This is a genomic window from uncultured Alsobacter sp. (assembly GCF_945952055.1).
Taxonomy (GTDB): domain Bacteria; phylum Pseudomonadota; class Alphaproteobacteria; order Rhizobiales; family Beijerinckiaceae; genus Alsobacter.
Genome location: NZ_CAMFHB010000056.1, coordinates 24,088 through 35,629, shown reverse-complemented (window position 1 = coordinate 35,629; position 11,542 = coordinate 24,088). Strand labels below are relative to the sequence as shown.

Genomic DNA, 11,542 nt, shown 5'->3' with positions numbered 1-11,542 from the left:
CTGCAGGGGAGGGAGAGCACCCTCCCTTCGGGCTCGAGTGAGATGTGTGAATCCCGAAGGGCCGAGCCCGGGCAGGACGGCGGAGGGGTGGATGCGGACCTGAAAAGCCCGCGCCTACCGCGCCGCGTACGCCCCGCGGCCGAAGAACCGGTCGCGGTCGTCCTCGGTGGCGGTGGGCATGTCGGACTTCAGCTCGGCGTGCAGCGCGATGGCGCGCTCCACCGCGGGGCGTTGCCGGCAGCGGGAAACCCAGCGCGCCAGCGCCGTGCCGCCGTCGCCGTCGAGCTTCAGGAAGGGGATGGCCTCGGAAAACATCCGGTCGAAGAGCAGCACCCAGGGGAGGGCGGCCATGTCGGCGATGGAGTAGTCCTCGCCGGCGAGATAGGGCGTGCCCGACAGGCGCCCCTCCAGCACGTCGTAGAGGCGCTTGACCTCGGTCTTGTAGCGGCTCAGCGAATAGTCGTTCCCCGGCCCGGCATAGCGCTGGAAATGCACGAGCTGCCCGCTGGCCGGCCCCTGGTTGGCCGCCTGGAACAACAGCCACTGCAGCACCTGCGTGCGCGCCCGCCCGGCGGCGGGCAGGAAGCGGCCGGTCTTCTCGGCGAGATAGATCAGGATCGCGGCCGACTCGAAGACCGGGCAGGGGCCGCCCTCGGCGTCGGCGTCGACGATCACCGGCACCTTGCTGTTGGGGTTGAGCGCCTTGAAGGCGTCGGTGAACTGGTCGCCCTTCCACACATTGATCGGCAGCAGGCGGTAGGGCAGGCCGACCTCCTCCAGCATGATCCGGACCTTCAGCACGTTGGGGGTCGGAGACGCGTAGAGGTCGATCATGATGGGCCTTTCCTGGCGGGCCTTTCTGGCGGCACGGAGCTGCGGCGCCTTCACAGGCTAGCCGGGCTCGGCCGCCACCGGAAGCGGCAAGGCCGGCTCAGGCCTTGTCGATGAGCCTCGCCGCCATCGTCAGCGCGGCCACGTGCATGGCCTGCCCGAGCAGGCCGGTGCAAAGCGCGTCGAGCGCCGCGTCCAGCGGCATGGACGACACGGTCAGCCCTTCCTCGCCGTCGTCCAGCCTCTGCCCGTGCCGCGGCACGGCATCCAGCGCCAGGAAGGAGTGCACGCGGTTGGTGTGGGTGGCCGGGTTGGGGAAGAGTGTGGCGATCCGGAGCCAGCGCTCGGACACGTAGCCCGTCTCCTCCATGAGCTCGCGACGGGCCGACTGCTCGGGATCCACGTCGTCGGCCTCCATCATGCCGCCCGGAAGCTCCAGCACGGCCTGCTCCACGGCATGCCGGTACTGGCGCACCAGCAGGAGGTCGCGCTGCGGGGTGAGGGCCACCACGTTCACCCAGTCGGGATAGGTGAGCACGTAGTAGGGGCTCACCTCGGTGCCCTGCGCCGTCACGCAGCGGTCGGCGCGCACGTCGATCCAGCGGTCCTTGATGACGGTGTCGGATGAAACGCGGCGCCAGGCAATGTCCATCGCCCGAGGGTAGAAGCGCCCGCCCGGGCTGTCACGGCCGAACTGGCGGAGCGGGATGCGCGCCGGGGGCGCGCCGCGCTCAGGGCCGCCTGAACGGGTAGAGGAACTGCTTCACGTAGCCCAGCGGCACGGGGTGGCCGCCGATGCCGTAGCCGCTCGGCCACCGGTCCTTGGGCAAGTGATGGGTGCCGAACACCCGGTCGAGCAGCGGGAAGTGGATGGCGAAGTTGACGTCGATCGCCTCCTTCTCGATGCCGTGATGCCAGTGGTGGAAGCGGGGGCTGGCCAGGATCTTTTCGAGGAACGCGAACTTCACCGGAAGCTCGACATTGGCGTGGAGCCAGCCCGAATACACGTAGACGATGATCAGGTAGGCCTGCAGGACCGACTGGTCGAACCCGAGCACGAACATCGGCGTCGCGGTGAGGCTGCGCAGCACGATGATCTCGATGAAGTGCATCCGCGCCCCGGCCATCCAGTCCATGCTCCGGGCCGAGTGATGCACGGCGTGGAAGCGCCACAGCGCCGGCACCTGGTGGAAGAGGCGGTGCACCCAATACTGCACCAGGTCGGTGAGCAGCATCACCGCGATCAGCTGCACGATCCACGGCAGCCCGTGGACCCAGCCGCGGAATCCTTCCGCCTGCACGGTGTCGAGGATGAAGCGGGAGGGCGCCAGCGTGAGGTAGGCCAGCACCTGCACCATCATCGAGCTGATGAGGTAGTAGAACAGGTCCTCCCGCCATTCCTCCCGCAGCACCGTCTGCTCGGCCTGGTGCGGAAACACGCGCTCGAGGGGGATGAACAGGAGCCCCGCGAACAGGACGTTGAGCACGAAGAAATCGAGCCCGAAATAGGCGCCGTGCGTGTCGACCTGGACCGCCGTCCCGGGCAGCGAGCCGACCCCCGTGGCCAGCAGCGCCACCGTCATGGCGGCGAGGCCCAGCGTCTTGTCCCGGCGCAGCAGCAGGCTGAGCCCCGCGAGGCAGAACCCCGCCACCAGGAAGACGTAAAGCACGGGCCGGAAGAAGGCCGAACCGCGCACCATCGCCAGTTCCGGCGTCGTGAACAGCGTGGGATAGCGCAACGCCACCACCATCAGCAGCGCCGCCGCGCCGGCGAGCAGGCCCAGCGTGCCGGAAAGCCATCCCGAGCCGAACGGCCGCTGCGCGCGCGGCGTCTCCAGCTCCGACCTCAGCTTCTGCCGAACGGCTCCCAGCGGCATGGCGGTTCCCCCTCTCGCCCTTCCTGCCGCCTCGCGACGGTCGAGGTGATGAGCGTAAGTCTGAGTGGGGCGCGTTGACAACCTGAGCGAGCAAATCCAGGACCCATGGTCCAGCAGACTGCGTGTGCCCCTTCCATGGCAAGTATTTGCCTGTGGCCCGAAACGCGAAGATTGCGCTGTCTCGAACGCTGCGCTCATCACCCGAGGCCAGAACGGCAAGCATGTCGGCAAGAGTCAGGCCGATCTCAACTCCGTGCAGGCGCCAGGCATGCGGGCCATGGCGCATTGTCGGTCCCCGCTTACCCGAGCGAAAGAAGCGGCTGCGAACCCAGGTGGCCGAGGATACGCTGCAGCGCCGCGATGTTGTTCTTGTCCTCGGCGTTTTCGAGGGCGTCGAGCAGCACCGCGCGAATGTCCTCCGCTTCGACCCTTTCCATCGTCCAGTTCGGATACAGACGCTCGCGCTCTTCCTCGCTCTGGCTCAGCGCGACGATGTCGTGGTGACGCCTGTCGTCGTGCAGGCGCGCGATGAGACCCTTGATGTTCTCGGCCGGACCCTCGACCCACTGGAAGAAGATGCCGCTCCCGAACACCAGCACCCCCGTGAGTCCATGGGTCCGATTGCTGTGTTGAGCCGCCTCGACGATCCGGTCGACCTCGGCGTCATCCACACTGTCGGCGGCACGGCTGCAGTAGACGAAATGGTACAGCGCCGGCAGGTCTGAATCGTCAGGCTCGTCGTCGTCACCGGCGAAACCGGGCTCGTCACGCATGGATAGGCCCTCGGTGTGTCGGCGGCGGCGTCACCCTGCGGCCAATCATCGGCAGAACGCAAGCGACCCGTCCCGCAACGGGACCGGTGCCGCGCGCCTGTGATCTCGCGCAAACGCGACGAATTGGCCGCCCTTGGGCGGTTGCAGCACCGTTGTGAGGTGCTGTCTCTCGCCCCGCCCGGATCATGCAACTGCATCGGCGGGGGGTATACACGGCTCTTCTGGGGCCAGTCTCAAGGCGTGGATGGCCGGGCCGAGCCCGGCCAGGACGTGGAGAGGGAGGTGCGGGCTGAACGGCCGAACGGCCGAACGAGTCACACGCCCTCAGGGCTGCCCAGTGCCGCCGGCGGCGCCGTAGACCTGCCCGGTGGCGTAGCTGGCATCGGCCGCCGCGAGCTGGACGTAGATGGAGGCGAGCTCCACGGGTTGGCCCGGCCGGCCCATCGGGGTCGTGCCGCCGAACTTCTCCAGCTTCTCCATGCTGGCCCCGCCCGACACCTGCAGCGGCGTCCAGATCGGCCCCGGGGCCACGCCGTTGACGCGGATGCCCTTCGGCGCGAGCTGCTTGGCCAGCGACTTCACGTAGTTCATCGTGGCCGCCTTCGTCTGCGCGTAGTCGTAGAGCTCGGGCGACGGGTCGTAGGCCTGCTCGGACGTGGTGCCGATGATGCACGCCCCCGGCTTGAGGTGGGGCAGGGCGGCCTTGAGGATCCAGAACGGCGCGTAGACGTTCGTCTTCATGGTCGCGTCGAAGTCTTCGGACGACACGTCCATGATCGACTCGCGCGACTGCTGCCGCGCCGCGTTGTTGACCACGATGTCGAGCCCGCCGAGCTCCTGCACGGCCTGTTCGACCAGCTGCCGGCAGAACGCCTCGTCCCGCAGGTCGCCCGGGATCGCCACGGCCTTGCGCCCCTCCGCCTTGATCAGCGCGACCACCTCCTGCGCGTCCGGCTCCTCGCTGGGAAAGTAGTTGATCGCCACGTCGGCGCCCTCGCGGGCATAGGCGATCGCCGCGGCCCGGCCCATGCCCGAGTCGCCGCCCGTGATCAGCGCCTTGCGGCCGGCGAGGCGGCCGGAGCCCTTGTAGCTCGTCTCGCCATGGTCAGGCTTCGGATCCATGTCTCGCGCCAGCCCCTGCCAGGGCTGCGACTGCCGCTTGAACGGCGGCTTGGGGAATTTCGTGGTCGGGTCCTGCAGGGCCGGCGGCTGGGCCGATGCGCCCTGCGCCGCCGCGCCCGAGCTGCCGCCCGCCATCGCAGCCAATCCCATGCCGGCCGCGCCGACCATCTGACGTCTCGACATGCCGTCGATGTCCTGTGCGCTCATCGCAGCCTCCGGAACAAGGGAGCCGCCCAACGCGGCAGGGCGCCATCGGTTCGGCGGGGGCGACGCGGGGCCGCACGGCGCTTTGCGAAGGCGGGCGCGCGTGGCGGCCGGCCCACGCGACCGCATCGGCGCGGAGACACCACGGATTGACCCGGCCCCTGGGGCTGGCTCCATAAGCGCGGCGGGTTCCTGCACCGAGGTGATTCATGACCGCCGCCGCACGCGTCCTCACCGCCTCCGAAGCCGCCCTGCGGCTCGGTGTCTCCGTCAAGGCGCTGCGCCTCTACGAGGAGCGCGGGCTGCTCGCGCCGCTGCGCACCGCGGCCGGGTGGCGCGCCTATGGGCCGGACGCGATGGCGCGGGCGGCCGACCTCGTGGCGCTGCGCGCCCTGGGCTTCAGCCTGGCGCAGATGCAGCGCGTCGTCGCCGGCTCCACCGACGGCCTGGAGGCCGCGCTGGCCACGCACCAGGCGCGCCTGGAGGACGAGGCGGCAGGCCGCGCCGACGCCATCCGCCGGATCGGGGCCATGCGGGCCCGCCTCGCCGCGGGCGCCCCGGCCAACCTGACGGACCTGACCCGCCTGGCCGCCTCGCCGACGTCGCCGGCGCTGAGCCTCGACCTGCCATGGCCCTGGGGCGGCGAGCGCTTCGAGCTGCGGGAGATCCGCCCGCTGACCCACATCGTCGGCCCGCTCGGCAGCGGCAAGACGCGGCTCGCCCGGCTGATTTCCGAGGTGCTGCCTGACGCGACCTTCCTCGACCTCGAACGCACCGCCCGGGTGGCGGCCGTGAGGCAGCGCCTGGCGGACGACGCGGGCCACGCCGCCCGCGTCGAGGCCACGCTGGCCTGGCTCGCCGAGGAAGGCGCCACCGCGTCGGACGCCCTCCTTGTCCTGGTCGCCGCCCTGGTGGACGGCGGCACCGGCCCCCTCGTCGTCGACCTCATCGACCAGGGCCTCGACGAGGCCGCCCAACGCGCCCTGGCCACCTGGCTGCGCCGCCGCGGCGCCCTGGCGCGCCCCGTCTTCGCCATGACCCGCTCATCCGCCTTCCTCGACCTCGCGGCCGTAGGCCCCTGCGAGCAGGTGATTGTCTGCCCCGCCAACCACAGCCCACCCGTCCTGGTCGACCCCTATCCCGGCGCCCCGGGCTACGAAGCGGTTGCGACGTGCCTGGCCTCGCCGGCGGTGCGGGCGCGAACGGAGGGAGTGGTGGCGGTGCGGGTGGGGGTGTGAGGTCGGGGGGGATGTCGTGAATTGACCCGTAGCGAACGTTTGCGCCGGCGGCTTTACGAGAGCTCGGCGGGCGAAGCGGAGAGTGGCGACAGCTCCGCCATTGGCCCGCTTCTGTTCGGCTTGAGAGGCTCAGATTGCGTACAGGTTTACGGTGCCAATCCCTTTATTGCCCAAACGGTCGCGGCGGCCATTGCACGCTACCCTATTGTCCGCAAAAAAAACTTCAATGCGGCTCGCTCGGAAAGGTGGAGAAATGTCGGGACAATTGGTCGTGCGCGACAGCCACGGTGGCAACTCTTCTGCCTTACAAATAGGTACAGAGCATAGGAATGTCGGGGTAATTACGAGTCTTGGACCGCTGGCAATCCCGTGCGTTTCATTGTCGGAGTTAGTTGTCACCAAAAAACGCACCTATTCACCTATGGTGCTTTTCACCCCCGTTATGAAACAGTAAAGGCGCCCTGCGCTCACCAAGTACATTCTATCTATCCGTGGCACGCGGGACATCTCTAGGCAACTGTTGAATGCGGACCCGCGGTTCGGTTCGCCGACGCATCCAAGAGGCGGAGGATACAGCCTCATAGACCAGCCTTGAACTCGATAAAGCGATGTGGGCTCAGATCTGCCGATCAGAACTGCTCCGTCGTGGATAGCTGGATTCGTCGCAATCGCAGCTGCATAGTCGTCGAGGAACCTTGCGCCGAACACGATGCCGATGGAGTAAGGCGGATCCCTCGGCATAGCGGAGCAATAGTCCGGCTGCTGCGGACCGGTGTACAGGCACAACAGCAGCGAAAGGCGTGGGCCAGAATGTGCCAACCAGGCCGCCTCAAAATCGTCTATAACCGACATTGTCTCGCCGCTCACGTCTGTTGCTTTCTGGCTCCGATAGCCCATCATAGCGCGAGATTGCTCACTGAAGGATTGGGTTTTAGATGGAACTAAGGACCCTGGTGAGCTTCATCATTGTTGCGGCTATAGTCACGTGGGCTGGCGTCCTGTGGATTGCAGGGGAGGCGATAAGTTGGAGCCTCCTGAGGCCTTTAGGCACAGTGATTACTATCGTCACAGCCTTTGCCGTTTTCTACGAAGTCGTACTATGGCGACTTCCGCTTCTTCGACGCTGGATATCAAAGAGGCCGCCAATAAGCGGCACGTGGCGAGTTAGGCTGGAGTCAAGCTTCAAAGATAAAAGTGGTCAACCGGTTGTCAAGACAACATATCTTGTGATTGCGCAGACGCTATCAACGCTTAGTGTTCGGATGTTTACAGATAAGGCTCATTCATTTAGTTTGACTGAAAGAATACGATCTGCGCCGAGCGATGATCTTTTCGAATTGGCCATCGTCTATCAAAATGTACCAGATATAGACCAGCGGCTGCCTGGCGAGCCGAGTGGCTCGATTCACTTCGGTTCTTTGTTGATCCCGAATGTGCCCTACAACCCCACGGTATTGAAAGGTCACTACTGGACGGACCGTCGAACGGAAGGGAAGCTGACGCTTGAGGAGCGTCGAACCACGCGAGTCAGCTCTTTCGCGGAAGGGGAGATGTTGTTTCAGAAATCACCGAATTGGTTTGAGAGGTTTCTCTCCGCGTTCTGTTGATGGCTAGCGGTGGCGTACCCGCTCTGCCGCGCGCAGGCTTTGGTCCTATCATAACATGCGATTCAGTTAGTTTGAGTGACGTGTATTGCGGACGGCAACGATTGCTAAAGCTGCATCAACAGCTATCGGCAACTAGGCACTTGCAAAGCGGCTGTATCCCTTCGTAAATCCAACACCGCATCGTTTCTGGAAATGTCTGCTGCATATGCTAGAGCATGAGTACTCGGTCTTGGGCGGTGTAAGCCGCGCCAAAGTGGGTAGGTACCTAAGCACTGTCGCCGCATCTGTGTCGGCGGCAACAGTGTTTTCGCTACTCTGGGTCGTCGATCTCGCGAGGCGATTTGGACTGAACGCCAACGTGCCTCCGGCCGTACTTTCGTTGGTTGGTGCGGGCGCCGTTTTCGGGGCGCTATATTGGTTGCTAGATCGGTATGCTTGGCGTTGGGGCATATTTCGGCTTTGGCTGAAGGTCCCCGATCTGAGTGGCGAGTGGCAAGTCGATGGAGCGAGCGTCAATCAGGACGGCAGCAATGGTAATGTCTGGAGGGGCAAGATTACAATTATCCAGAGTTGGGATCGCCTGCGCGTCCGACTCAGGACGAGTCAGTCAGGCTCTAACAGCGTAAGTGCGGCTATCATATATGATGCAGCTGATGGCTACCGACTTTTCTATAGCTACAGGAACGAGCCAAACATTAATGAACCAGATCTGAAGGGGCACCGTGGGTTTGCCGAAGTTACTTTCTCTCATGACCTAATTGAAGGCGAGGGCGAGTATTTCAATGGACACGGGCGGTATACGTTTGGCCGAATGAAATTGCGGAGGCTCTGATGGCGCGCGAAATTGGCAAGAGACTAGACAGCCTGCGCATCCGTCGGAGCGGTTTAGACCGTCTTGGCAGGCTGAACGAAGACGCACGAAAGGAGGTGCTTCGCAAGAGTCTGCTAGACGAAAGCTGGCAACGACGATCGGCAGCCCAGCCGAACACGAAGTATGTGTTGGGTGCCATGGCTGAAGTAGACCCGGAATACACGCGCATTAGCAGGGAAACGGCCGATAGAGTGGCAAATCAGCTGCTCAAGGATCAGAATACGCTTAGTCTCAACGTAGAGTTCAGGCTGCAGGGGTCCGTTCCGCTCAATATCCATATTCGAGGCGTAAGTGACGTCGATTTGCTCAATTTGGACAAGGATTTCCATACTTATTCAATAAGTGGACTACGCAGCTCGCTGGGTATGTACCGCTCGCCGACGTCGCGGACATCTACGCAGGTCCTGATGACGCTGCGTCTCTCAGTCGAGAAGATATTGGTAAATCGCTTTCCTGCCGCGGACGTGGACACCTCTGGAGGAAAGGCGGTGAAGATATCAGGAGGTTCGTTGGCTCGTCCGGTCGATGTAGTTGCCTCGTACTGGCACGACACAGATGCGTATCAGATTTCTCAGGTCGAGCGCGACCGGGGCGTGACGGTCTTGGACAAAAAGGTGCCGGAGACGGTCGACAATCTTCCATTTTTACATATGTATCGCGTTGAAGAAAAAGACAGTATTGCAGTGGGAGGTTTGAAAAAGGCGATACGGCTGTGTAAGAACATCAAGAACGATGCCAATGACGAAGGAAGGAATATCGAGTGTCCAAGTTTTGATATCGCAGCGCTCATGTACCACGCTGACATGAATGCATTGAGGTCGGGAGCGTTGTTTAAGTTGTCAGTGCTGGCCGAGACGCAACGCTTCCTCGACTATCTGTATCACAACCCGACTTACGCCAAGAGTCTGATCGTTCCGGATGGCTCGCGCCGGGTTCTGGATACAGAGAGAAAATACGAGGGTGTTAAGGCCCTGTCCTTCGAGATTGATGCTTTGGTGAAGGATGTGGCTAAAGAGCAGAGTGAAGCATTCCGGAAGTCCCCGACGGCTACAATGGAAGAGGCACGCTATGCATTGGCAAATGCCGTTATTGTCTGACGATTGCACGGGTCCCCTTGTTTAAGCAACAATTTTCGCAAAGATCTGCTTTCGGCCAACCAGCGGATGTCGGCTCCTGGCGCAAAGCAGATGTCCCGCCAACACTGCCGCCTCGGGCTGTACCGCACTCTGTCCTCGTCAGCCGTCCCCGCCGCCGACCCTCCGCCCCAAGTCCGTAAAGAACCGCAGCAAGTAGCCATCCGGATCCGCAACCACGAACTGCAGGTTCCCGGCTTCCTCGGTCCCCTGGCGGTACCAGCGTTCTTCCAGCGGCAGGTAGACGTTTGCGGCCAGCCGGACGGCGGTGTCGTGCAGGGCGCGGGCGTCGGGCACTTCGATCTGCAGGTTGATGCCCCTGCCGTAGGGGTGCTCCAGCGGGGCGGTTCTGAAGCGGCGGCCCGGACCGGCGGCCTCCTGCAGCATCAGGTGCACCGCGCCGCGGACGAGGTAGGCGAACCGCTCCTCCGGGCGCTCGACGGTCACGGCGAAGCCCAGCACGTCGCGGTAGAAGGCGAGTGACCGATCGAGATCGCTCACGTCGAGTTCGGGCACGATCGGCGGCGCCTTCATCGCGGGCGTCATGGGAGGCTCCGGTGGCGTGCTCGCGCCAGCGGCGAGGGCCTCACCCCCGCACCCGCGCCAGCACCCGTTCCGCCTGCCGCAGGTGGGGCCGGTCCACCATCTGGCCGTCCATGCCGATCACGCCCACGCCGGGCGACGCGGCGAAGGCGTCGACGATGCGCCGTGCCTTGGCGACGGCCTCCTCGGAGGGCGTGAAGACGGCGTTGATCACCGGCACCTGCGCGGGGTGGATGGCCATCTTGGCGGTGAAGCCGTCGCGGCGGGCGGCTTCGCATTCGGCCAGGAAGCCGGCGTCGTTGCGGAAGTCGGTGTAGACGGTGTCGATGGCGTCCACCTCGGCGCCGTGGGCGGCGAAGAGGGCGAGGCTGCGGGCCAGGCGGAAGGGGTCGGTGTAGGTGCCGTCGGCGAGGCGGTTGGTCTCGGCGCCGATGTCGGCGGCGAGGTCCTCGGCGCCCCAGGTGAGGCCGGCGAGGCGGTGGCTGGCACCGCGGTAGGTGCCGAGCGCGAACAGGGCGCGGGCCATCTCGGTCGCCACGGGGATGATCTTCGTGCCGCCGTCGGGCAGGCCGCTCTCGGCCTCGCGTACCGCGAGCTTGGCGGCGAGGTGCTGCACGTCCACGCCCGAGGCGGACTTGGGCAGCATGATCCCGTCCGGGTGGGCGGGCATCACGGCGTCGAGGTCGGCCTCGATGAGGCCGCTGTCCAGCGCGTTGACGCGGACATAGAGCAGGGGGCGCCGGTCCTGCCCGCGCAGGCTCTCCACCGCGTCGCGCACCATGCCGCGCGCCGCCTCCTTGGCGGAGGGCGCCACCGAATCCTCGAGGTCGATGAGCAGCACGTCGGCGCCGCTGCCGGCGGCCTTCTCCAGCTTGCGGGGGCTGTCGCCGGGGACGAAGAGAAGGGAACGCATGGGGCCGGCTCCTGGAGCGTGCTGCAACGGTGGCTCCCGGTTTCGCACCACGGCGTGCGGCCGCCCGGGAGCGGAATCGGGTCGAGGCTACACCAGTGCGGCCGCCAGGCCATGACAGTGTGACGACAGGGCCGTCATGAACCGGCGCATCGCCCGGGTCGCTCGCGATGGCCGGCTCGGGTCGCGCCGGGGCCTCCACGGCTTTGCCGGGGCCGTGGTGAAGGCGTGGGTGGCCGGGCCAGGCGCGGCCACGGCGCGGGGAGGGCGTGTGGGCGGCGCCGGCGCCGGCCGTGTCGGAAAGCGCCGCTCACGGCGGTTTGGCCGCGATCCGAGGCGCTTCGGTTACCCTTCATTTACCATGACTGCGCACAGTGGATGGCGGGGTGGAACCGTTCGGCCGCGGTTGTCGGCAGGGGCCACTCCTGGGGTC

11 protein-coding genes are annotated in these 11,542 nt (G+C 65.3%); 4 read left to right on the top strand and 7 right to left on the bottom strand.

Translation table 11 applies throughout. The features are described 5' to 3' along the window. Positions 1-114: 114 nt before the first annotated feature. From Q0Q47_RS27125 to Q0Q47_RS27105, 5 genes are all read right to left on the bottom strand, one after another. Positions 115-834 carry a glutathione S-transferase N-terminal domain-containing protein gene (locus tag Q0Q47_RS27125; RefSeq protein ID WP_293867601.1) on the bottom strand — a complete coding sequence of 240 codons (720 nt, stop codon included), beginning with the start codon at positions 832-834 and terminating at the stop codon, positions 115-117. 97 nt (positions 835-931) lie between these two features. After that, positions 932-1,483 (bottom strand): NUDIX hydrolase, encoded by a 552-nt coding sequence (locus Q0Q47_RS27120; RefSeq protein ID WP_293867599.1) that lies wholly within the window; start codon positions 1,481-1,483, stop codon positions 932-934. Positions 1,484-1,562: 79 nt separating this feature from the next. Then, complete coding sequence (locus Q0Q47_RS27115; protein WP_293867597.1) at positions 1,563-2,708, bottom strand: sterol desaturase family protein; 1,146 nt, start codon at positions 2,706-2,708, stop codon at positions 1,563-1,565. Positions 2,709-3,007: 299 nt separating this feature from the next. Further along, the gene (locus Q0Q47_RS27110; protein WP_293867595.1) at positions 3,008-3,481 is read right to left on the bottom strand and encodes a BLUF domain-containing protein; all 474 of its coding nucleotides are present in this window, start codon (positions 3,479-3,481) and stop codon (positions 3,008-3,010) included. Positions 3,482-3,805: 324 nt separating this feature from the next. Continuing rightward, the gene (locus Q0Q47_RS27105) at positions 3,806-4,810 is read right to left on the bottom strand and encodes an SDR family oxidoreductase (protein ID WP_293867593.1); all 1,005 of its coding nucleotides are present in this window, start codon (positions 4,808-4,810) and stop codon (positions 3,806-3,808) included. 206 nt (positions 4,811-5,016) lie between these two features. Here Q0Q47_RS27105 and Q0Q47_RS27100 point away from each other — a divergent pair, with 206 nt between their 5' ends. From Q0Q47_RS27100 to Q0Q47_RS27090, 4 genes are all read left to right on the top strand, one after another. After that, positions 5,017-6,045, top strand: coding sequence for a MerR family transcriptional regulator (locus tag Q0Q47_RS27100; protein WP_293867592.1), 1,029 nt, complete (start codon positions 5,017-5,019; stop codon positions 6,043-6,045). A 935-nt stretch (positions 6,046-6,980) separates the two neighbouring features. Beyond that, positions 6,981-7,652 (top strand): hypothetical protein, encoded by a 672-nt coding sequence (locus tag Q0Q47_RS31205; RefSeq protein ID WP_367278319.1) that lies wholly within the window; start codon positions 6,981-6,983, stop codon positions 7,650-7,652. Between the two features lie 205 nt (positions 7,653-7,857). Beyond that, positions 7,858-8,484: a hypothetical protein gene (locus Q0Q47_RS27095; protein WP_293867591.1), complete on the top strand. Its 627-nt coding sequence runs from the start codon at positions 7,858-7,860 to the stop codon at positions 8,482-8,484. Continuing rightward, positions 8,484-9,620, top strand: coding sequence for a hypothetical protein (locus Q0Q47_RS27090; RefSeq protein WP_293867590.1), 1,137 nt, complete (start codon positions 8,484-8,486; stop codon positions 9,618-9,620). Before Q0Q47_RS27095 ends, Q0Q47_RS27090 begins: the two co-directional genes overlap by 1 nt. Before the next feature lie 138 nt (positions 9,621-9,758). Here Q0Q47_RS27090 and Q0Q47_RS27085 read toward each other — a convergent pair whose 3' ends face one another. Both Q0Q47_RS27085 and Q0Q47_RS27080 read right to left on the bottom strand, forming a co-directional pair. After that, positions 9,759-10,202: a VOC family protein gene (locus Q0Q47_RS27085; RefSeq protein ID WP_293867588.1), complete on the bottom strand. Its 444-nt coding sequence runs from the start codon at positions 10,200-10,202 to the stop codon at positions 9,759-9,761. Positions 10,203-10,242: 40 nt separating this feature from the next. Next, positions 10,243-11,112, bottom strand: coding sequence for a CoA ester lyase (locus Q0Q47_RS27080; RefSeq protein WP_293867586.1), 870 nt, complete (start codon positions 11,110-11,112; stop codon positions 10,243-10,245). Positions 11,113-11,542 lie beyond the last annotated feature (430 nt).

Coding starts and splice junctions, on each gene's coding strand:
- Q0Q47_RS27100 (WP_293867592.1), top strand. CDS start 5,017: ATGACCGCCGCCGCACGCGTCCTCACCGCCTCCGAAGCCGCCCTGCGG.
- Q0Q47_RS27095 (WP_293867591.1), top strand. CDS start 7,858: ATGCTAGAGCATGAGTACTCGGTCTTGGGCGGTGTAAGCCGCGCCAAA.
- Q0Q47_RS27115 (WP_293867597.1), bottom strand. CDS start 2,708: ATGCCGCTGGGAGCCGTTCGGCAGAAGCTGAGGTCGGAGCTGGAGACG.
- Q0Q47_RS27110 (WP_293867595.1), bottom strand. CDS start 3,481: ATGCGTGACGAGCCCGGTTTCGCCGGTGACGACGACGAGCCTGACGAT.
- Q0Q47_RS27085 (WP_293867588.1), bottom strand. CDS start 10,202: ATGACGCCCGCGATGAAGGCGCCGCCGATCGTGCCCGAACTCGACGTG.
- Q0Q47_RS27125 (WP_293867601.1), bottom strand. CDS start 834: ATGATCGACCTCTACGCGTCTCCGACCCCCAACGTGCTGAAGGTCCGG.
- Q0Q47_RS27120 (WP_293867599.1), bottom strand. CDS start 1,483: ATGGACATTGCCTGGCGCCGCGTTTCATCCGACACCGTCATCAAGGAC.
- Q0Q47_RS31205 (WP_367278319.1), top strand. CDS start 6,981: ATGGAACTAAGGACCCTGGTGAGCTTCATCATTGTTGCGGCTATAGTC.
- Q0Q47_RS27105 (WP_293867593.1), bottom strand. CDS start 4,810: ATGAGCGCACAGGACATCGACGGCATGTCGAGACGTCAGATGGTCGGC.
- Q0Q47_RS27090 (WP_293867590.1), top strand. CDS start 8,484: ATGGCGCGCGAAATTGGCAAGAGACTAGACAGCCTGCGCATCCGTCGG.
- Q0Q47_RS27080 (WP_293867586.1), bottom strand. CDS start 11,112: ATGCGTTCCCTTCTCTTCGTCCCCGGCGACAGCCCCCGCAAGCTGGAG.